Source organism: Streptococcus fermentans, assembly GCF_040888305.1.
Classification (GTDB): domain Bacteria; phylum Bacillota; class Bacilli; order Lactobacillales; family Streptococcaceae; genus Streptococcus; species Streptococcus fermentans.
In genome coordinates this window covers 170,215-191,763 of the sequence record NZ_JBFNFG010000002.1, presented here as the reverse complement: position 1 = coordinate 191,763, position 21,549 = coordinate 170,215, and the positions used below count along the sequence as shown (strand labels likewise).

Below are 21,549 nucleotides of genomic sequence, written 5' to 3'. Positions count from 1 at the left end.
TTAAATAGATATCCTTTTTTCTAAAAATAAATCACTATCTTTTATTATAACATGATTTCTCATATTTGACGCTTGATTCAATGCCGATTGTAAAATGTTTTCTAAGTCAATCAGTCACAAATTAAATTCCTCATTGTCTAAAACAATTGAAAAATAATAGTGTTCACCATGATCTTTAACATAGTTGCTGATATATTTTTCTGTTTGAATAATGGATTTACTGCTATCAATGGTTGGATCTTGTTTCTCGTAATACCAATGATCATAAGTATGTTTCAATTGGCCATTCTTGTAGCAAAAAACATCCCCACCTAGTATAATTTGATTATTGGCTTTGAGATTATCAAGTAAGTCTTGGATTACTGAATAATCATAAGCGTATGCGTTGATCCCTATGTGATTTAAATTTATCCCTCTTGTATGTATATGTTCAAAATTCTACTTCATAAAGTTCATTTCTCAAGTTTATCATGATAAGCAAAATCGATAACCACTTTGCAGTTGTTATCGATTTTAATGATTTTTAATCTTTTTCACCTAGCTGACTGTTGATTCTCATCATGATACTTGCAATTTTTTCTCCCCAGTATGGATCCGATGCATAAAGAACATTCATCCCTGACGCTTTATTTCCAAGGTATGTTCTGCCATTATCGATGTAATTTTCGCGGATCCACTTGGCTGCACCTAAGATACCCTTATCAACATCGTCAAAGCTTTTTGCTGAATCATATGGTGTTGTATCATAAGCGGCAATACCAAAGAAGTTGTTTTTATCCTTAGCAATTTGGCTACGTCCCCATGAACTTTCTATGGCACTATGGGCAATTAGATAGAGAGCGTTGATCTGATAACGTTCTTCAGCTTCTTTAAAGATTGCTCCCTTACCTGCCAGACGACTTCCTTTGATATTCATAAGAGAATAGACTTTATCTAATTCTTCAGCTGTGTAATTGGTTGGTTTTCTTAAATCTCTAAATAAGAAAGGATTTTCAACTGTAAAGTTCTCAAAGTTCTTGCCATCAGCTGAATAGTATTTTTTACCAATTGCCATTGATGAGCTGTGAGGTGCTACACGAATACTTGCGTAAGGTGATAACTCATGGTAAAGATAATTACCGTCAGTGGCATAGTGAGGAATGAAGTCACTATCTGAGCTGACTGCTACTAGATCACTCTTGTTCATATATCCTGAAAGGCCAGAAATTTTGACCGGAAGTCGACCGTTTTTGGCTTCAGCTCCATCAATCGCTACAATACTTCCTTGCGAAATATAGCTAAGTTTCTCACCAGAAGCACTATATACATTTGCTGTAATTGGTTTTACTTTATAGTAAGCTGCTGTATCAGAAATCCATTTTCCATTGCTTTGGAAAGTATAGTCTTTCCCATTAATGGTAAAGTTACCAGTTACATAAGCTCCATCTTCTTTTAGATAATACCAAGCATTGTAGTCCTTATCGAAAATCCATTCATTTTTGGCCATATAACCAAAAGATTTGAGATAGTAAGAACCTACCCATTGATTTTCAGCATAGGTGCCGTCTGATTTGAGATAAAACCAGCTCTTGTATTTTTCATCGAAAATCCATTCACTTTTGGCCATGGCTCCACTATCTTTTAGATAGTATTTCTCTTTCCATTGGCTACTTAACATGACACCATCTTTATTAAAATAGTACCATGAACCGCTGATTTTCTCCCACTTGTCGCGAATAATTTTTCCTGATGCTGTAGCATAATACCACTTATCTTCGAGTTTTGCCCAGGCATTTTCTGCCATAGCTCCACTAGTCTTGAGAAGATAGTCTTTATAAATAGTAGCACTTAGCATGACACCAGATTCATCAAATCGATACCATAGGCCATCAATCTTTGCCCACTTGTCACGATTGATTTTTCCTTCTTGATTACCGTAGTACCATTTATCACCAATTTTTACCCAGCTATTTTCAGCTAAGACACCACTTGCTTTGAACAGATAATCATCGTAAACAGCATTGCTGATCATGATACCATTTTCATCGAATCGATACCAAACACCCGCTATCTTTTTCCAATTATTACGAGTAACTTTCCCGTCCTCAGTGGCATAATACCATTGGTTGTCAATTTTTACCCAAGAAGATTCTGTCAAAGCACCGCTATTATTCAATAGGTAATCATTAAAGATAGTATTACTAAGCATGATGCCATCTTGATTAAAATAGTACCAGACTCCAGCTATTTTTTTCCAATTTGAAACTGATTGATTATCCTCATAATAACGCCATTGGTTATTTTCTTTTTGCCAACCTTCTTTGTTAACTACTTCTACTACTGTTTCTTTTGAAGGTTGTTCTTTGGTCTCTGGAGTTTGAGAAGATACTTTTTCAGCTTCGCTTTGATTTTTCTTCTCATTGCTTACTGTATTGGTAGCAATCTTTTCTGATGATTGAACATTATTGGTAGCTTGAGAATCCTCGGCATAGACGGTCGTTTTTGCAAAACCTGCCATAGAGAGGGCAACTGTACTTGCCAGCAATATTTTTTTCATTCTTTTCTCCTTACAAAGACCTAGATATTGTATTTGATGTTTCTATATATTGTGTAAAAAACAGTATTTATCCACTATATTATACAATATTCTGTTAAATATAAAAGCAGTATCTTTCAGAAGAAAAGAACTTGTAATATTTTTAAAATATTTTAGAAATAAAAGTCAATAAAAAGTAGTCGAACACCATCTGAACGACTACTTTTTTATAAAATTATACCTGACTATAGACTTCTTTGCGATTTGTTTTAGTTGCTTTAGCAGAATTATTCCAAAGGTTTGGATTGATGAAAATAGTAACGATAGCTAGTATTGCAAAACCAATCCCAACATACCAGTAGGGTGCATCCAAGGTTGTTGAGCGTCCAGAAAGATTGACAATCCCGCGGAAAAGTGTACCTGCCGTAATAATCGCTACTGACGAATTCCATAGATTTAGACTAATACGAGAAAAATGAGGGAGAACCTTGAGAAAGATTGCTAGTAGAATTCCTCCAATAAGAGGTACTGCAAATAAATAGTGCATATGAACAGAAGTTTCTCCAAAACTAAAAGCTTCGTAAATTCTAGAAAATGCAAAGAAGAAAATAGTGATTAGTGTATAAGAAATGACCGTTTTTTTAAATCGTTTTTTTCTAAAATTAGTAACCAATGTAGACAATGTCACTCACCGCCCTTTCTGAAATTTTGTTTCCACCAGTCGTTGGTTTATTGATAACCTGACCGTTGAAGTAAAGTGTAGATGATCCACCACCATCAAGGTTGTAAGCTGTTTTTGCTCCATAAGATTTCATGACCTCAGCAAGCTGATAAAGAGAGAGACCTTCACTTTCAGAGGTACGTCCATCTGAAACCACGATGATATAGTGGTTTTCATCGATAATACCAATAGCTGTACGAGGATTTGAAGCCATTGCTTGTCCTACTTCTGTATTGGTATCAACTGCAATTTCACCATTTTCGACCAAGGCTGGTCCAAAAGCCAATAGATTGACGACACCGTCATTTACTAGTTGCTCAGCTGAGATCTGATCTTCGTATATAACCTTGAAAGAGCCGTCTTTATAAATAGCTAAGTCCCCATTACTAGAATCTTCACGAACAGTATCACGATAAACAACTCCATTACGGATAACATAGCCTGTAGAGTTTGCTCCATAGTAGTCCCCATTTACCGCTAAAATGGCATTGTTGTCAGCTGCGGTAACAGAGGTTTTTGCAGTTACGTTAGTTCCGTAGGCATTTTGAGCAAAGGCAGTTTTCAGATAATCTGATGAGCTCAGAGTAATATCAGCAACGTAGACTTGGGTATTATTGACCGTCGTTTCAGACAAATTGACAGAAATATTGTCATCTTTATAACTAGAGTCAGTGACAGTAGCTGTTTTAGCAGCTTGACTTGCTGCTGCATTGGAACTTGTGCTAGTTGTGGCAACTGTCGAGATAGTTTCAGCGAGGACAAAGGTCTTTAGCATTGAGTAACTAAAGGATCCTGTCAAGAGTAGGCCAAGAACAGAGGCGTAAGCATAGCGTTTCTTTAAAAATTTCATAATACAGTTGATGTCCTTTCCTTAAAGATGAATTTCTTCTGAACTGTCCAAGAAACAGCGAAGAGAAGGATGCCGACGATAACTTTAGCAATCAGAAGGTTGATACCAAAGACTGTAAAGAAAAGACGAATCAGTAGCGTGTCTAAGATAAAGAGTCCGACTGCTAGACCAAAGTATCCCATCCCTGTTTTCACAAGGCTATCGTCATTTTTAAAGACTAGTTTCTTATTTGTAGAATAGTTGAAAATAGAGCTAGTCACACGAGCTACTCCGTTTGCTAGAAAGATTCGTAGACTCGTCGGAACTGTCGGCAAAATCAAGATTGCTAGGGCGTAAACGACATAGTCTACAACAAAGCTACTGAGAGATGATAAGGCAAATTTAAAAATATTTTTATAAATCATGAGCCCGTCTTGTATTGGACGGAAGTGTGAAGCCTCATTATCGTTGATATAGACAGTTTCAATAGGCACTTCTAGAATCTCGTATTCTTTCGTTGCTTCGAGCAACATATTCATCTCATATTCATAACGTTGACCTTCAATCTTAAGCATAAACGGTATCAAGTTTGTCGTAAATGCACGAAGACCTGTCTGCGTATCTGTTACTCCTACTCCTGTTTGAAGCTTAAAGAGAGCTTTGGTTAAGCTGTTACCAAAACGGCTACGAAGGGGAACTTTTCCAGAAAAGGCACGTACACCCAAGATTAGTTTGTTTGGATTTTCTGAAGATTTATTAGCCGTGCGGAAAATATCCCATACCTTGTGCTGTCCATCCGCATCTGCTGTGACAACCGTACCATAAATGTTTTGTTCTTGGATATAAGTAAAGGCTGTTTTTAGAGCCTGCCCTTTACCTTGGTTCGCTTGGTGACGAATGACAGTAGCAAATTGTTTTGCTTTATCAAAGATTTTTTGGCACTCTGATGAACTGCCGTCGTCTATGACTAAGATATGAAAATCACTCTTTTCGTGAATTTTTTCGATGAGTTTGATAAGTTTATTATCTGGTTGATAAGCTGGAATGACTATGTAGTTCATATCGATACCTCTTTCTTTGATGATGGTATAACTATACAGAACATCGCTTAAAGATACCTTATATAAGTTTTCTTTAAGAAAAAGTTTAAAAAACTTTAAGCTTTAAAAAAGGCTTATCACTTAATAAGAAATATAGTTTGAATTTTCAGATAGAAATAAATATACAAAAACCTAAAAAATCAAAGCCTGTTTTGTATGGAGATTTACTATAGAAAAATAGTTGACTACACTAAAAAGCCATCCAATTTGGATGGCTTTTTATAAAACTATCTACTTAACTCTCTGATTTTTTACTTTTTTTGAAAAGTGAAATACCAAAGATTCCAGCTATAATAGCAAGAAGATTCATAGCTGATGGTGACTCAGAAGTTCCTGTATTTGGTAACTGAGCTTTTTCATGAGCTGATTTTTGCTCCAAAGATTGAACTTTTTCTTGTTGAATAGGTTTTGGAGCTGGTTCTAGATTTGGTTTTGGAGTTGGCTCTGGATTTGGTTTTGGAGTTGGCTCTGGATTCGGTTTTGGAGCTGGCTCTGGATTTGGTTTTGGAGCTGGTTCTGGATTTGGTTTTGGAGCTGGTTCTGGATTTGGTTTTGGGGCTGGTTCTTTCTCATACTCATAGATAACATGAGTTGTTCCTTCTTTTAGCTCACCTGTTTCTGGAGCAGAAGTTGAAGAAATTCCAACTAGATTGTATTTTTGACCATCTACAGTGATAGAAAACGGACGCTCATCTGAGTTGTCACCAGTATTATAGGTCACAAGTTTTCCATCAGATCCATAAATAGAAGTTAATGGTGTGTCTTTATAAGTTTTCTTAATAGATTGATTTGTTCCCTTAATAACATAATCCACCACTACATCTCCATAATGAAGCGTAGAAACATCCTGGTCAGCCATATCTTCAAATTCTGAAGCATAATATTTAACAGGACCGTATTTCAAATGAAAAATTTTGACATAATTAAAGAAGGTCTCAGGATTAATATTAACATCATGAGGAATAGTTTTCCAGTCACCGTTATTTGGTGTGATATGAGTATTTTGGTTTGAAACTGATCTAATTAGATGGCCATTCTGAACATAAGTATCATCTACTAAGCTTGGATTACCTAGGGCACCATAAGTTACTTCTCCGTTACTGTTTGCATAATACGGATGATAGAGAGAATATTCCTCTAAATGTTGACAACCTTCTTCATAAGAGCTGATTCCACCTTCTTGGCTACATTTCCATTGAAATCTAACATCAATTGGTAAGTACTTAATCTTCTTAGCTTCTTCCAAAGGTACAGTCACAGATACTCGAAGAGCTGTTGATCTAAATGTTTTTGAACTGACAGCATATACATTAACAGTTCCATCACCGAAATCATAATCTTGCATATTTACAATAGATGGTTTCTTACCCGTTGCTAGTTCCTCAGCAGATGGAACAATCGCATCCCAATCAGAATACCCATCATATTTATCATACGAAAGCTCTTTCATTGGAACATTGACATCTACAGGATTTTCATTAGCATCACGTGTTCCAATCAAAGTGAAATCGGCCTTCGCACCTGCAATTTTAGGAATACGAATACGAATATCACGGACTGTTTGGCCGCGATCACTTGAGTGCATTCCTTTGAAGGCTACAGTGTAATTATAGACTACACTTTTACCATCTTCACTAAAATGTGCCGGTTGTCCCTCTACATTGACATAACCGCCTTCGTCAATGATATTGCTACCATCTGGTTCGCAACTAGCGCCTGGGGCTGAGCCTGTTGAAGTCCCAGGAGAGCAGGTTGAATCTTCTTTCCCGCCAGTTGTAGCTTCGCTATTAGTTGAGATTTCTTCAGTTTTTGGTGAGGAAGCATTGGCACCCTCTTCGTCTGATTTTAGTGAGGTGTCACTAGTAGGGTCTGGCGCAACCTTATTGTCTGCTAAAGAAGTGTTCTCAGCATCAGTTGAATTAGTAATACCTGGTGTCACTGAAACATTTGCTGGTTCGCTATTAGTTTCTTCAGCTTGAACTACTGACTGTGATACCAGATTTAGAGCAAAAACAGACATTGTAATAATGCCAAATTTAGTGAGTTTTTTCATTCACTTTTTCTCCTTATTATGAATGGAATCATGCATAAGCAAAATCCTATTCATTGATTTTAATTTCAGATACATTATACTATGTAAACGCTTATTATGCAAACAATTAGCTAATTAATTAAGAAATTATACATGTTTTTTTGGAAAAAACATGTAAAATTCACCAATAATCTATCATAAAAGACAGAAAAAACCGAATAAACGACTCTTTCATTCTATATTTTCTCTTAATTTCTCAACAAAGAGATAGGCAGCTGGGCAGGTTAAAGTGTTTTTGATCGTTAGATTATTGATTTGATAGATTTTTTTACGGTCTGTATGTGGGAACTCACGACAGGCTTTGGGACGAACATCATAAATAGAGCAGAGATTGTCACCTCCTAAAAATGGACAGGGCATAGATTTGAAGACCTTATCTCCATCCTCGTCTACCTGGAGAAACTCAGCTTCAAAGGCAGGCAATTTCATTTTAAAATACTTGGCAATACGTGTGATATCTGCTTCTTTAAAGTCTGGACCAAGACTCTTGCAGCAGTTAGCACAGGCTTTACAATCAATTTCATTAAAAACTTCTTGATGGATTTCAAGCGCAATTTTATCTAAATTTTTAGGCGCTTTCTTCTTTAAATTTCCTAAAAACTTACGATGCTCTTTTTGTTTTTGCAAGGCTAGTTGGTGATAATATTCAATATCGATTTCTTTTGACATAGTTTCTTTCTAATTTTTAATGTTGATACAAATATTTTAAGTTTTTACATAAGTTAAATTATGTAAAAAATTTTGAGACATAATTTTAACAATAATGAGTCTCTCCATGCAGGACGAAAACTTCCGCTATACTATCATTCTTTCTAAAAAAGGTTTGATGCAGTTGGTTAAAATGCCTTCTATCCAAGATTTTTGTGCGGACGATAGATTCTCCGCATCTAAACATTCCTTAAGAAAATCAAGTACCTGATCAGGTGATATTTCAAATTCAAAAGCCTTCATTTTGTAGAAAAAGTCAAACAAAGTGTTAGAGAGATAGTCAGTTGAAAATGGAATTTCTCCAGTTTTTCGATACATGATTAGAAGTCGGGAAAAGCGAGCTTTTTCTTCGGGTATATCCTTAAAATACGAGTTAAGCAACCAGACTTGCTTTTGTTTTCTTTCAAGAGGGTCTTGACTAGCAATGCGTTGATCCTTTTCAAGCTCTCTCTGGTACTGTTTTGATTTGATAGAACGTTCTGCACGATTTTTACCAAAGAGAATTTTTTCCCACTGGCGCTCCTCTAGTGTCAGTGTTTCGCTTAATCCAAAGTAATCCTGATAGGCACGTTCAGCTGGTCCCATTGCTAGAACCAGGTTATCCGCATATTGTTTAGCAATTTTGTCCCGCTTCTTTCGCTCCTTTTCAGCCTTGATGCGAAGTTCCTGCTCATAGTCAATTTTTTCTTTTCCTAGTTTAACAAGATAGAGTTGATCGTCAGATTTTCCAAGTAGAAAGGGTTTGATAAATTTTTCAAGGACTTCCTCCATACGAGCTTTCTTCAAAGGCTCTGCCTTACTCCAACTTCCACCTTGAAAAACTTCCAAAAAGAGTTGATGATCCTTTTCTGGTGAAAATTGATTGCCTCGATTTGATTTAAAAGCTCCCTTTTCCCATAGCCAGTTGATCAGTCGCTCATCAAAATCTGTTTTATTAACTCGAATGGCTTCTTTTTTCTGTGCCTTTCTGGTTAGATTTTCAAGCTTTCTGAGAAGTTTTTCTTCCTCTTCTAGCTGTTGATCTAGGCTAATTCTTTGGAAATGACGCACACAGTCACTCCCAATGGGAAAAAGTCGTTTGCCAGTAACTCCGTTAAAAAGTTCATAAGCATACTTAATAGCATTACCGCAGACACAATTGCTCCGACCGATTCCATTAAAAATCAAGGAAACTTCACTCCATTCTTTGGTAGCTTGTTCCCAAGTATCGGCTTTAGAGGCCTCTAAAACTGCATCATATAAGTTTTTTCTAACAGGAATGGACATGATGTCTCCTTTCTTTTTAAAGTTTAACGACTTCTACTTGGTCTTTACCAAGTAGAATCAAATATTTTTCAACGGTTTCTATCTGATATGAACGAGATAGAGCCTCTGTATAGAGTTCTAATTGACCACGATAACGTTCAATAAGCTGACTAGCATGCTCATAACGGTCTGTCTTGTAGTCAAAGAGAGCAATCTTATCATCGTAGAGGAGATAACCATCTAAGATTCCACGGACAACAAAGTTTTCTTGGCTCTTCTCGTCTCTTTTTAACATTGAGAAAGGTTGTTCTCGATAGAGTTTATCTTGATTTGCAAGAATCTCTTGACCTAGAGCTGTATCAAAGAAGGATAAAATTTTTCCTAGATTGATTTTGGATTTGACATCCGAGCTTACTTGAACTTGCTCCAAGGCCTCTGTTAAAGTCTCTAAAGTGGGTTTCTTAGCTAGAGTAATTCTCTGCATGAGTTCATGGGTAGCACTACCAATCTCAGCACCAGTAACTTTCTTAGTTTTAGAGAAATCAGGAAGGTTGAATTGAATGGATTTTTCTTTTGGCTGACTTTGACCAGCAACTACGACACCTTCCATATCCATGACTGGTTCATAAAACTTCTTAATCTGACTTGGGGTTTGTACACTTGGAAGATTGATTGCTGCACGGTGGATATCATTATACACTTCCACTTCTTTTAGCATTTCCAGCGCATCTTTAATGGTATCAGACTGTCGATTGTTTGCTTGGGATTGGTCTTGGAGCTGGCTTTTATTTTCCAATTCTCCGATAGCTTCTCTAGTTAGGTCTTCTTCACCCTCAAAGCGCACAGTGAAATGCAAATCCTCCTTAGAAAATGCTTGATAAATTGCCCAAATCCAATCTTGGAAATTAGTAGCATCTAGTCTAGTTTCTCGAGTTAAAAGACCTTGCCCATTTGTCGGATATTCTTTGGCTTCTAACTTTTCACGAGAACCTTTTCCAACTAAATATAATTTTTTCTCAGCACGTGTCATGGCTACATAAAGCAAACGCATGAGTTCAGAATAACTTGCTAACTGAAGTTCTTCTTCGTTTTGCGTATAGGTCAAGCTAGGGATAGATAATTTAATCGTAGATGGAACGTATTCCTCTTTGGCATTTGTAGCAACTCTAGCAACATACTTGAGACCAAGGCCATTTCTTCGACTTAGGATGACCTCAGACATGGAATCTTGCTTGTTGAATTGCTGATCAATGTTAAGGATAAAGACATAAGGAAACTCTAGGCCCTTACTTTTATGAATACTCATAAGTTCTACAGCATCCTTAGGTGGTGCCACAGCGACATTAGCAAGATCATGCTGGGCTTCCAAGACTTGATCAATCATTCGAATAAAGCGAGATAATCCCTTGAAATTACTCTTTTCAAACTGATCTGCTCTTAAAGCAAGGGCATAGAGATTTGCCTGTCTAGCTTGACCATTTGGCAAAGCACCGACATAGTCATAGTAAAAGCGGTCGCTATAGATTTTCCAAATGAGGTCATAAAGTGAGTGCGTTTTAGAATACAAACGCCAAGACTGGACAGTTTCCATGAAGAAGTTTAGTTTCTTTTGTAATTCAGCTTTGATTAAATCCTTTTGAAGACCCGTATTTGCTTGAGCATTGACTAGTTTTTCATAAAAATTTTCTTGAGTTTTTTCTTCAGATTTTTGAAGAGCTAGACGAGCTAATTCATCCTCATCAAAGCTAAACATTGGAGACTTCATTAGAGCAACCAAAGCGAAATCTTGAAGAGGGTTGTGGATGACACGAAGAGTATCCAACATAACCTGCACTTCTAGGGATTGCAAATAGTTTGATTGGGCGCCATCTGTCTTGACTGGAATACCATACTCAGACAAGGCAAGTAGGACCTGGTCATTGCGACTTCTGCTGGCAGTTAAGAGAGCCATGTCCTTGAAAGGGACACCTTTATCATTATGAAGACGCAATATCTCCTTAAGCACCATGCGCATCTCACCAGTTAATTTGTTGGTTGCAAGTTCCTCATCATCAGAATCGCTATCATCCTTATCATATAAGAGAACTTCTGCCTTGTTTTCAGGATTTACTTGAATATCAGTATTTCCAAAAACAAGTTGATGCATACTGTCATAAGATATCTCTCCTACTTCCTCGTCCATAAGATGCCTAAAGACATCATTTGTAGCATCTAGAACCTCTGAACTACTACGGAAATTTTCCTTAAGCAGAATTAACTGACCTTCTTTGCCATCTTGAGCAAATCTATGAAATTTTTCGTTGAAGATTTGGGGATCTGCCTGTCTGAAACGATAAATAGACTGCTTAATATCTCCTACCATAAAACGATTATGACCGTTTGAGAGGAGTTCCAGCATTCTCTCCTGGATGTGGTTGGTATCCTGATATTCATCGACCATAACTTCGTGGAAGCGTTCCTGATATTCTTGTCTAACCTGAGGGAAGTTTTCCAAAATCTCAATGGTATAGTGGCTAATATCAGCAAATTCAAAGGCATTTTCTTCGCGTTTACGTTCTCGGTAGGCATCAACAAAATCCCTCATGAAGACTTGGAATGTCTTTGCCAAGTCCCAGGAATCTTGATGATAATCTTCTTGGAATTTTAGTAAAGTTATTTGATCATTTAGTGAGATCAGCTTTTCAAATTTTGCTTTTCTCTCTTGATTGTAGACTTCTTTCAAGTCTTGTAGTTCAGCCTTACGACTGGCATTTGTAAGAGCACGACCTCCCTTATCCTTAGAAATATTCACAACTCGCTCTAGCACTTTTTGGATATTGTCAAAGGTTGATTTATGGCTTAAAGAACCGATCTCATCAAGAACTTGTTGGACAGATTCTAAATAAGCTGCTTTGCCAAATTCCTTGGCATCATTATCCAAATGATAACGGAAAAAGCTTTCTAAATCCCAAAGTCTTTCTTTTATATCCTCTGCAAGGGTTTCTGTAGCAACCGTAAAATCAGCCTCTTCAAATCCCTTTAGAAAGGAATCTTCTAGCCAAGCCTGAGGATTACTAGTGGATTGCAAAAAGTCATAAATCATATAGACCTGTTTACGCAGTCCACGCGCGTCTTTGCTTCTACCTGCAAAGTTCTTCACCAACTGACTAAATCGTTCCTGTTCTTTACCTTGGTAGTGACTTTCAAAAATTTGACGAAAGACCTCATTTTTTAAGAGAAGCTGCTCACTTTCATTTTGAAGGATACGAAAGTTTGGAGCGAGGTCAAGGAGATAACCATGCTTGGTCAGGAATTTTTGCGTAAAAGAATCCATGGTTCCAATAGCAGCGTTGGGTAAATCAGCTAATTGTCTGCCGAGGTGTTTTTTTAGTTCAAGATCTTGCGTTTCTTGAATTTGTTGGCTAATTTTCTTTTCCAAGCGTTCTTTTAACTCGGTTGCTGCCTTGACTGTAAAGGTTGAGATAAAGAGTTGGCGAATCTCAACACCACGCGCTAGTTGATCAAGGATTCGTTCAGCCATGACAAAGGTTTTCCCTGAACCAGCTGAAGCTGAGACCAGAATATTTTGACCAGAGCTATAAATAGCTTGAATTTGTTCAGCTGTTTTCTTAGGTTTCTTGTTAGACTGAACTTCTGCTACTTGCAAGGCTGTAATCTCTTCTTGAGATAAAAATTTCATCGCTCCAACTCCTCTCTGATTTTATTAAACCAAGCTTCCTTGGCATTGCTCTTGGCAACCTTATCTAACAATCTCGCTTGACCTAAATGATAATTGGCTTCAAAACCTGTAATAGCTTGATATTGTTGAACATAGGGTGCAATGCTTCTACCGTTTTCTGTATAAGGGTTGATCGCAAATTCACCAGATAAAATCTTCTCTGCTGCCTTTTTGTAGATAAGGGCATTATAGTCTAGTAATAATTGGAATTCCTCATCAGACAACTGATAAGTCTTGTTTTTATTGTAAAACTCTCCAAGGTTTTTTATCTCTTTTTCAAGAAAGAGGCCTTGGTATTTCATAGTCTTATTGGTTTCTGCTACTGCTTTAGAAAGAGTTTTAGCAGTTTGTAATGACTGAATTGGTTCAGCCATTTCTAGGTACATAGCTCCAAAGAAATCCGTATTCCCTTCTTGCTTGAGGGCAGCTAGATAGGTTGGTAATTGCGAGTTAAGACCATTATAAAACATAGGGAACTTGAACTGAGTCAAAGAAGACTTATAATCTACAACACCGATAGCATCAGAAGTTTTCAAACGGTCAATTCGGTCAACCTTACCACGGACATAGACATTTCGTCCATTATCTAGCTGAATAAAGGCTTGGTCCTTGCCACCAAAGACGGCTTCTTCTTGAATCGTTTCAACATCCGCATTATGTCGAAGAATGTGTCCAGTAGCGAGTGCGACATCCAAGAGGACTTCCTTAGTAAATTGAGCCTCCAAACTCTCCTGATAAATAGCTTGAAACTCACGTTCTTGACTGGTTTCAGAGATAGCTTGTTCTAAACGACGATCAAAGGATTCATCACTCGGCATTTTCAATGCGCGCTCAAAAATACGATGCAAGAAATTTCCGTGACTTCGCGCATCAGGTTTCAGACGCAATTCTTCCTGCAAGCCTAAGACATAACGAAGGTAATAACTGTATTCATTACGGTAAAACTCCGTTAGTCCAGAAGTAGATAGATAGAAATCTTGTTCCTGCGGATATAAAGCTTCCAGTGTATCATTAGCTAAAGCCTTGCTTTTCGGACTTGTCGGTAGGACAGGATTTTCCAAACCTTTGTCTTCCAACTTTTTCCCCATCACACGAGCCAGAACTTTTACAAAAGTTAAGTCTTGGTCACTTGTCTCACTCTCACCTTGCTGATGATAGGCAACCAGACTAGACAAAAGACTATGATAAGAACCGATATCTTCTGTTGATAGATTTTTTCTGTCGATTCTCTTTTCAATCTTGCTAAAACCAAAGTCCTGCAATTCTTTCAGATAAACTGACTCTTTACTCTCGTTTTCATTGAGTAAACTTGGTGCTGATAAGACCAATTCCTTCCTAGCAGAGTTGACCAAAGAAAGCATGGTATAGCGATTCTTCTTGAGGTTTTCTTGACTTGCAATCAGCAATTGTGAACCTTCTTGGGTTGCTCGGTTCAGTACTTCCCTTTCTTCATCGCTCAAAAGACTAGTATTTTGAGTGATTTTAGGTAGATGATCTTGGGTTAAACCAATTGCATAGATGTAATCAGCTGTCAAAGGTGCAATCAAATCATAACTTTGCACTAGAACCGTATCTACCGTTGCTGGGATTGTACGATAATTGGACAAGCTCATGCCTGAATGAAGAAGAGCCAAGAAATCATCCAAAGTGACCTGGGAACCTTCAAACACGGTTGCAAATTGCTCCATTACGTGGCAAAATGCTTTCCAGACCTCCTCTTGTCTTTCTTGCTCTGCTACTTCCATCGTTGCAGATAAGGTTTGTAACTGCTTGGTCAAATAAGCATCTTTCAAAAAGTTGTTCCATTTTGAAAGAAGATTCTCAGCTTTTTGCTTACGACTGGTTAATAACGTTTCTAATGGATCTAGAACACGAACACGAAGCTTATTTAATTTTTCTAAATCAAATTTCCCATGATGATTTTTTGTAAATTCTTGTTTAAAACTAGAAAGACCATCAATTCCTAGATAACGAAGATATTGCTCAAAGCTATCGATTTCCTCTTGACTAAGGTCAGTATACAAGCCAGTGCGTAGGAGATTAATCAAATCTTCTTGACGGAAATTGTATCGTTTCAAACGCCCGATGCATTCTACGAATTGAGTTAGAGGATGATGAGCCATAGACTCACTCTTGCCCAAATAAAAAGGAATCTGATATTGATTAAAAATTGTCTGCAAGGATAGTTTATAGGACTCTACGTCACCAAGTAGGATTCGAAAATTCTTATAGCTAAGTTTTGGCTCTTGGTGCAATTTCTGACGAATACTACGAGCAACTAACTCCAACTCTTCTTTTTGGGTCAGACAAGACCAGATTTGCAAGTCTTCTCTATCCTTAGCATCCACTTCCAAGCTAATTTCAGAATAATCATAAGCACTTTCAAGTAATTTTGAGGCTTTGGCAAAGGCATCAAGTTTCTCATGTTCTTGACATGCATTTTTTGCCTTGGTCTGATATTTAAAAGCTAAATGACCTAGAAACTCAACACTAGCTTGGTAGAGGTTCCCTTCACTAAATGGGCTATTATAGGCTCTCTTAGACGCATATACACCAATGATAATCTCAACACCCTTACGATGGAGCAAATCCACTAGGTGTTCCTCTTCTGCAGAAAAACGAGTAAAACCATCAATGACTAGGGCAATCTTACTAAAATCACTACTTACCTTATTCTCTTCAATAGCATCAATCAGATACGATAATTGACTTCCTTGAGAAACTTGACCTTGATTGAGATAAGCTGTTACTTTTTCAAAAATTAAGAGTAAATCAGAGCGTTTATCAGCGTCAGCTAGACTTTCCAAGTCCAAAAAACTCATCTTAGCAGTTGTCATTTCGTGATAAATTTCAATCAATTGCTGGATGAATTGCGGATCTTGTTTAATAGCCCCGTAAACACGGAAATCCTTAGCGTCTATCTCAGACAGACACTTATAGAAAGCCATACCAAGACCGATATCATCGAGACTAGACTTCGCTGGTATATCGTTTAAAACCAGATAACGAGCCATTTGAGCAAAGCGCGTGACTGTGATCGCAAAAGAAGCCTGCTGACTCAAGCACTCCAGCACGGCACGTTCCTTTTCAAAAGAAAGAGAGTTAGGAGCTATGTAAAAGACTCGTTTGCCTTGGGCAACCAGTCCTTGAGCCTCCTTGGTCAGGATTTCTGTCAAAGAAGTCCGAATGTCGGTATAAAGTAGTTTCATCTCTGCCTCATTTGATTTTTTCATTACCATTCATTATACCATTTTTTGACTGCTAATCCTATAAATAGAGAGTTCTTAAACTACTGATAAAAAGTAAAATACCGGAAATTTCCGGCATTGATCGATAAGCACTAACTTCATGAAAATACAAGCATCCATAAATCCCAAAATGCAGTGATATTAATCATGATATGGAGCAAAATAGGATAATAGAGAGAATGAGTTTTTCGGTAGAGGAATGCAGAAATTGCTCCACCACTTGCATAGGTGAAAAAGGCGAGTGGTGTTAAACCTGAACTGACATGCACATAGCCAAAGACACAGGCTGATAGTAAAACATCTCCATACCAAGGTGAATCTTTCAAAAATGTATTCATCAGAACTCCTCGATATACCAATTCTTCTGTAATTGGTCCTAGCAGACAAACAATAAGTAAAAGATAAGGTAACTCTTGTCGCCCTGTCATCTCTGTCAATTCATTTAAAGCCATTTGATTGGACGTTGCTGGAGTTAAAAAGGACAATGCAATATCTAAAAGATAATTGACACCATAAGCAAGGAGCAAATAAACTGGATAACTCCATTTCCACTTCAACTCAAGCATTTTTCTACCTTCGAATACTAGTAAATAAAGAATAGCTAGAAGACTTACGCTAAGCTCTAAAAAAGCAAGAATCTGAAAAAATTCTCGACTAGCGGCTACAAATCTAGCTGAAAAGTGATTAAAAATCCACCAAAACCATGTCTTTCTATAAATAATTACTAATAAAGCTAGTAAAATCTGTACTGTTCTTCTTTTCATGATAACCCCTCTGCTTTTTTATCCATTATCAGTATATTGCAAGTTTAGTATAGCATATATTTGCCAAAAAGCTTCTTCAGATCATGAATTGTAATTGAAACGTCCTAAATTGACATAGTAATCCTTATTTCATCCAAAATATGCTATAATATAGACAAAATACGTGAAAAGGAAATACTATGATTAAATTACTTGCCCTAGATATGGATGGTACTCTTCTCAACGAATCCAAGGAAATTCCTCAGGCTCATATTGATGCCATTCATAAGGCTGTCGAAAAAGGCGTCAAACTGGTTCTCTGTACTGGTCGTCCTCTCTTTGGGGTTCTTCCCTACTACAAGAAACTTGGTCTTGATTTGCAGAATGAATACGTCATCGTCAACAATGGTTGTTCTACCCACCAAACTAGTGATTGGGGACTGGTTGACTGGAGAGAACTTAGCAAATCAGACATTGAATACCTGAATGAACTTGCAGAAAAAAGTGAGGTCCAATTGACTCTCTTTGACGAGGAACACTACTTCGTTCTCGGAGGCGAACCAAATCCTATCGTAAAATACGATGCGACACTCGTCTTTTCTGACCTGACTGAAATCTCACTTGAGGAAGCTACCAGTGGTAAATATCGTATGTTCCAAGGCATGTTCTTAGGTACAAAAGAACAAATAGATGATTTTGAACAACGATTTGCTGATGAACTTTGTCAAAGATTTAGCGGAGTTCGTTCACAACCAGTTATCTATGAAGCAATGCCACTCGGTACAACCAAGGCTTCTGCTCTTTCTCGTTTGGCTGAGATTTTGGATATCCAACCTTCTGAAATCATGGCAATGGGTGATGCCAATAACGATATTGAGATGTTAGAATTTGCAGGGCTTGGGATTGCCATGGGAAATGCTAGCGACTATGTCAAATCTCTCGCGGATGCCGTAACTGCTAGCAATGAAGAAGATGGTGTTGCACGCGCTATTGAGAAATATATTTTGTAGAAAATGAGCCCAGTCAACTAGCATTTCTAGCCAACTGGGCTTTTTATTTTTTAGAAACTTAAAAACTTTAGAAACTCTTTAGAAATGCTTGACGATTCTTTGATATCTATGCTTTATACTAGAGTTATAAAAATAAAACATCTTATACTCTTCGAAAATCAAATTCAAACCACGTCAGCTTCGCCTTGCCGTACTCAAGTACAGCCTGCGGCTCGCTTCCTAGTTTGCTCTTTGATTTTCATTGAGTATTAAAGATTAAAGGAGAAAACTATGAAAACAGTCCTCGAAATCCATGGCTTGTCCAAACAATTTGGCAAACAACCCATTCTACAAGATCTTAATCTCTCAGTAAAAGAAGGAGATATCTATGGACTTATCGGAAAGAATGGGGCTGGTAAAACAACTTTGATTAAAATCATTACCCAATTATTATCTGCTGACCATGGAACTATTTCCCTCTTTTCTAGTCAAGGCTATAAGGAGTGCACGAAAGCACTATCTCGAGTAGGTTCGGTTATTGAATCTCCAGTAGCTCATAATCATTTAACGGCCTATCAAAATCTAAGATACTATTGTACTATTCGACATATCCCAAATGCTGATCAAGTCATTCAGGAAACTTTAAAGTATGTGGGGTTAACAGATACAGGTAGAAAAGTTTTTCGAGATTTCTCTCTTGGGATGAAACAACGCTTAGGCATTGCGATTGCCCTACTATCAAAACCAGACTTTCTCATCCTTGATGAACCTATCAATGGACTTGACCCAATCGGTATCAAAGAGTTTCGTCAAATGATTCAACGTCTGAATCAAGAATTAGGAATAACAATTCTCATCTCTAGTCATATCTTGTCAGAACTCTATCTGGTTGCCAATCGCTTTGGAATTCTAGACCAAGGGAAAATCATTCGAGAAATCAGTAAGGCCGAATTTGAGACACTGAATGAAGACTATATTGTTCTAAAAACAAGTGACAAAGAAAAAGCTAGTCAAATCTTAAAAGACAAAGTGCATCTTGAATTTAAAGTTGTTAATTCAGACAATGAGATTCATATTTTTAGTCATGAACAAGATGTCAAACGCATTCTCAAAGAACTTACTCTAGCAGATGTTGCTGTGGATGAGATTTACTATGCTCGTCAAAATCTTGAAGAATACTTCACACAATTAGTAAAATAGGAGGAAAACCATGATACACACAATTCAAGCAGACTTTTACCGTCTTTTCCGTTCCAAAGGTTTTTGGATTACAGAGATTGTTCTCTTTGCACTCATGTTAATGGGAGCTACTATTGGGGCTACAGGACATCTAATGTCAGTTGATACAACGCCTCCAGAAACTGAACTTCCAAGTAAAGGCTGGGATGGTATTCAAGCCCTGATTAACGCATCTAGTCAAGGTTCAAACCTAGTTTTTCTCTGTATTATCCTTGCTTGCTTAGTTCTAGGAGTTGACCTTATCGGAAAACTCTATAAAAACAGTTTGACAGTGGGGGTTTCTCGTACAGAATTCTTCCTAGCCAAGTCTGTTGTATTAGCCAGTATCGCTCTAATGCAAATTCTTATTAGCCTAGTTATTGCTTTCGTACCAGCAACTATCCTAAACGGGGTAGGAACGATGCCAGAAGGTTTTATTGGCAATCTTCTTCTTACTATTGGTCTTCAATTCCTCTGTCTCCTAGCCTGGCTTTCTATTGTTTCCTTCATTCTCTATGTGACCCATTCTTATTTGGCTGTTTTCATTGGCTATTTAATCAGTTCTATCTTGCTTTCAACGCCGATGCTTATCTTTCCAGATATCGAGATTTTACGCTATTTGTCCTTGAATTTTGCCTATGCTATGACTGCCTATAGTCAAGCTGTTCTATACACCATTATCGTTACAGTGACTGTTATTCTATTCTTTACCATAAGTGGACTTGCTGTTTTCAAAAAGAAAAGCTTATAAAAATAACCTCCTCTGTTCAAAAAGAGGAGGTTTCTTGCTTTAAAAGAGAATTCTAACTGTAAACCAAGAACCATCTGTACTTAGTTGTAGTTCTGCACCAAGTAGATGAGATAATTCTTCTGTAATATAAAGACCTAAACCAGAGGATTCTTCTGTATCTGAGAGGTTTTCAGAGTAAAATCGTTGACTGAGATTTTCAATTTTACGAATCGGTTGTTTAACCAGATTAGCAATTTCCAAACAGATATGATTGTCCACTTCCTTCAGAGAAAATCTCGCTTCATCCTTACCATGTTTTAGAACATTGCCAATGAGATTTTGCAAGATACGTTCTAATAAATCCGAGTCTGTCAGTAAATACAAACCGGGTTCTACTTGCAAATCAAGGTTAATCTTTGCCGTCTGAAATGAGTCATAATAGGTTAATAATTTTTGCGTCATAAATGTCGAGACTTCTAACTCAGATAAGTCAGGCTTAACTGCTCCTTCCATTAACCGACGATAGTCCAAAAGAGCCTCTAGACGTTTTGAAACTTGATTGAGATGATGGGAAATTTTTTTCAAACTCTCAGACTCAGGATTATCTGTTTTAAGCAATTGCTGAGTATAACCTGACGCAATCGTTAAAGGTGTTCGAATATCGTGTGCAATATTGCTAATAGCCATGTCTAAAGTCTGCTTCTCTCGCTTCATAATCAAGCGTGACTGCTCAACTTCTTGAAAGAGATGATTGATTTGCTGGTAAAGATGTAAAAAATCCTTGGAGAAAGTTGACACTCCGATTCTCTTCATACTTCCAGTCAGAATCTTGTCTTCAATTTGTTGGCTCAAGTTTACGAGTGCTAGATGATAGCGAATCAACCATATCGTCAATAGGATAATAACCAGCAGTAGCAAAGAAAGTAAAATATAGATCATTGCTCATCTCCTTTTAACCGAACACCAACTCCCCAGATAGTTTCAATATACTCTTGCTCTGGATCTAGTTGGCTTAATTTTTTACGGAGATTACTTAAATGAGTGTTGAGAGTATTGTCGCCCGGTAAATAAGTATCCTCCCAAACCAACTCATAAAGTTCTTCTTTCGTAAAAATTTTCTTAGGATGTCTCAACAAGGTTTGGAGAATTAAGCATTCTTTCTTAGCTAGGCGAATAGTTTCCTGGCAATTTTTGATTTCAAAACTATCTGCATCAAATTGAATATTTTTTAACTGTTGAATCAACTTGTCAGGATGTTCCATCTCAGCTGCTTGCTTATCACTATTTTGACGTAATTGTACCGTAACCCTGGCAAAAACTTCATCCAAATCAAAAGGCTTTACGATATAATCATTAGCACCATCTAAGAGATATTGGCTGATTAGCTTTTTATCGCTTAGGGCAGTTAGCATGATGACAGGAATTGAACTATCTTGTCTAATGGATTTTAAAACCTGATCACCATTTTTTCCTGGAAGCATAATATCTAACAAGATAAGATCAATGTCGCCTTGCTCAAATCGAATCATTCCTTCAGTGCCAGAAAAAGCCTGAATCACCTCATGCTCCTCAGAAAGAAGAGTTCTCAAAATTTCTTGAATCTCATTATTATCTTCAACGATAAGTATTCTAGCCATAAACACCAACCTTTCTAATAGTATTATATCATGTTTTTTTAGGAATTTCGGATAAA

Annotated in this window: 16 protein-coding genes; 3 read left to right on the top strand and 13 right to left on the bottom strand. The window is 37.2% G+C overall.

All coding sequences use genetic code 11. The annotated features are described in order from the left end of the window. Window positions 1-114: 114 nt before the first annotated feature. From imm40 to AB2B50_RS03215, 11 genes are all read right to left on the bottom strand, one after another. On the bottom strand, window positions 115-390 hold the full coding sequence (gene imm40 / locus AB2B50_RS03265) for an Imm40 family immunity protein (protein ID WP_414168182.1): 276 nt from the start codon (window positions 388-390) through the stop codon (window positions 115-117). Between the two features lie 133 nt (window positions 391-523). Then, entirely contained in the window at window positions 524-2,536 is a 2,013-nt protein-coding gene (locus tag AB2B50_RS03260; RefSeq protein ID WP_320692419.1) for a glucosaminidase domain-containing protein, read from the bottom strand. Between the two features lie 214 nt (window positions 2,537-2,750). Then, entirely contained in the window at window positions 2,751-3,197 is a 447-nt protein-coding gene (locus tag AB2B50_RS03255) for a hypothetical protein (protein WP_320692514.1), read from the bottom strand. Beyond that, a complete protein-coding gene (locus AB2B50_RS03250; RefSeq protein ID WP_320692418.1) occupies window positions 3,178-4,086 on the bottom strand; it encodes a phosphodiester glycosidase family protein in 909 nt (302 codons plus the stop codon). The genes AB2B50_RS03255 and AB2B50_RS03250 overlap by 20 nt, the downstream gene beginning before the upstream one ends. Continuing rightward, window positions 4,083-5,126 carry a bifunctional glycosyltransferase family 2/GtrA family protein gene (locus tag AB2B50_RS03245; protein WP_320692417.1) on the bottom strand — a complete coding sequence of 348 codons (1,044 nt, stop codon included), beginning with the start codon at window positions 5,124-5,126 and terminating at the stop codon, window positions 4,083-4,085. The genes AB2B50_RS03250 and AB2B50_RS03245 overlap by 4 nt, the downstream gene beginning before the upstream one ends. A gap of 274 nt (window positions 5,127-5,400) precedes the next feature. Further along, window positions 5,401-7,218, bottom strand: a complete 1,818-nt coding sequence (locus AB2B50_RS03240) for an LPXTG cell wall anchor domain-containing protein (RefSeq protein WP_320692416.1) — start codon at window positions 7,216-7,218, stop codon at window positions 5,401-5,403. 210 nt (window positions 7,219-7,428) lie between these two features. Further along, window positions 7,429-7,926 (bottom strand): YkgJ family cysteine cluster protein, encoded by a 498-nt coding sequence (locus AB2B50_RS03235; RefSeq protein WP_320692415.1) that lies wholly within the window; start codon window positions 7,924-7,926, stop codon window positions 7,429-7,431. A gap of 126 nt (window positions 7,927-8,052) precedes the next feature. After that, entirely contained in the window at window positions 8,053-9,231 is a 1,179-nt protein-coding gene (locus tag AB2B50_RS03230; protein WP_320692414.1) for a hypothetical protein, read from the bottom strand. 16 nt (window positions 9,232-9,247) lie between these two features. Then, window positions 9,248-12,889: a helicase-exonuclease AddAB subunit AddA gene (addA, locus tag AB2B50_RS03225; protein ID WP_320692413.1), complete on the bottom strand. Its 3,642-nt coding sequence runs from the start codon at window positions 12,887-12,889 to the stop codon at window positions 9,248-9,250. Next, a complete protein-coding gene (rexB, locus tag AB2B50_RS03220; RefSeq protein ID WP_320692412.1) occupies window positions 12,886-16,137 on the bottom strand; it encodes an ATP-dependent nuclease subunit B in 3,252 nt (1,083 codons plus the stop codon). The genes addA and rexB overlap by 4 nt, the downstream gene beginning before the upstream one ends. Before the next feature lie 137 nt (window positions 16,138-16,274). After that, window positions 16,275-16,940 (bottom strand): CPBP family intramembrane glutamic endopeptidase, encoded by a 666-nt coding sequence (locus AB2B50_RS03215; RefSeq protein ID WP_320692411.1) that lies wholly within the window; start codon window positions 16,938-16,940, stop codon window positions 16,275-16,277. 179 nt (window positions 16,941-17,119) lie between these two features. Here AB2B50_RS03215 and AB2B50_RS03210 point away from each other — a divergent pair, with 179 nt between their 5' ends. The 3 genes from AB2B50_RS03210 (at window position 17,120) to AB2B50_RS03200 (ending at window position 19,877) form a co-directional block, all read left to right on the top strand. Continuing rightward, a complete protein-coding gene (locus AB2B50_RS03210) occupies window positions 17,120-17,929 on the top strand; it encodes a Cof-type HAD-IIB family hydrolase (RefSeq protein WP_320692410.1) in 810 nt (269 codons plus the stop codon). Between the two features lie 270 nt (window positions 17,930-18,199). Further along, window positions 18,200-19,108: an ATP-binding cassette domain-containing protein gene (locus tag AB2B50_RS03205; RefSeq protein WP_075231329.1), complete on the top strand. Its 909-nt coding sequence runs from the start codon at window positions 18,200-18,202 to the stop codon at window positions 19,106-19,108. Window positions 19,109-19,118: 10 nt separating this feature from the next. Continuing rightward, window positions 19,119-19,877 (top strand): ABC transporter permease, encoded by a 759-nt coding sequence (locus AB2B50_RS03200; protein ID WP_045763888.1) that lies wholly within the window; start codon window positions 19,119-19,121, stop codon window positions 19,875-19,877. Between the two features lie 39 nt (window positions 19,878-19,916). Here the strand turns inward: AB2B50_RS03200 and AB2B50_RS03195 are convergent, their stop codons facing one another. After that, a complete protein-coding gene (locus tag AB2B50_RS03195) occupies window positions 19,917-20,795 on the bottom strand; it encodes a sensor histidine kinase (protein WP_320692409.1) in 879 nt (292 codons plus the stop codon). Then, window positions 20,792-21,493: a response regulator transcription factor gene (locus AB2B50_RS03190; RefSeq protein ID WP_320692408.1), complete on the bottom strand. Its 702-nt coding sequence runs from the start codon at window positions 21,491-21,493 to the stop codon at window positions 20,792-20,794. Before AB2B50_RS03190 ends, AB2B50_RS03195 begins: the two co-directional genes overlap by 4 nt. Window positions 21,494-21,549 lie beyond the last annotated feature (56 nt).

Bases quoted from the DNA above. Each gene is read 5' to 3' on its own strand.
- AB2B50_RS03260 (WP_320692419.1), bottom strand. From the start codon at position 2,536: ATGAAAAAAATATTGCTGGCAAGTACAGTTGCCCTCTCTATGGCAGGT.
- AB2B50_RS03250 (WP_320692418.1), bottom strand. From the start codon at position 4,086: ATGAAATTTTTAAAGAAACGCTATGCTTACGCCTCTGTTCTTGGCCTA.
- AB2B50_RS03245 (WP_320692417.1), bottom strand. From the start codon at position 5,126: ATGAACTACATAGTCATTCCAGCTTATCAACCAGATAATAAACTTATC.
- AB2B50_RS03240 (WP_320692416.1), bottom strand. From the start codon at position 7,218: ATGAAAAAACTCACTAAATTTGGCATTATTACAATGTCTGTTTTTGCT.
- AB2B50_RS03235 (WP_320692415.1), bottom strand. From the start codon at position 7,926: ATGTCAAAAGAAATCGATATTGAATATTATCACCAACTAGCCTTGCAA.
- AB2B50_RS03230 (WP_320692414.1), bottom strand. From the start codon at position 9,231: ATGTCCATTCCTGTTAGAAAAAACTTATATGATGCAGTTTTAGAGGCC.
- addA (WP_320692413.1), bottom strand. From the start codon at position 12,889: ATGAAATTTTTATCTCAAGAAGAGATTACAGCCTTGCAAGTAGCAGAA.
- rexB (WP_320692412.1), bottom strand. From the start codon at position 16,137: ATGAAACTACTTTATACCGACATTCGGACTTCTTTGACAGAAATCCTG.
- AB2B50_RS03215 (WP_320692411.1), bottom strand. From the start codon at position 16,940: ATGAAAAGAAGAACAGTACAGATTTTACTAGCTTTATTAGTAATTATT.
- AB2B50_RS03210 (WP_320692410.1), top strand. From the start codon at position 17,120: ATGATTAAATTACTTGCCCTAGATATGGATGGTACTCTTCTCAACGAA.
- AB2B50_RS03205 (WP_075231329.1), top strand. From the start codon at position 18,200: ATGAAAACAGTCCTCGAAATCCATGGCTTGTCCAAACAATTTGGCAAA.
- AB2B50_RS03200 (WP_045763888.1), top strand. From the start codon at position 19,119: ATGATACACACAATTCAAGCAGACTTTTACCGTCTTTTCCGTTCCAAA.
- AB2B50_RS03195 (WP_320692409.1), bottom strand. From the start codon at position 20,795: ATGATCTATATTTTACTTTCTTTGCTACTGCTGGTTATTATCCTATTG.
- AB2B50_RS03190 (WP_320692408.1), bottom strand. From the start codon at position 21,493: ATGGCTAGAATACTTATCGTTGAAGATAATAATGAGATTCAAGAAATT.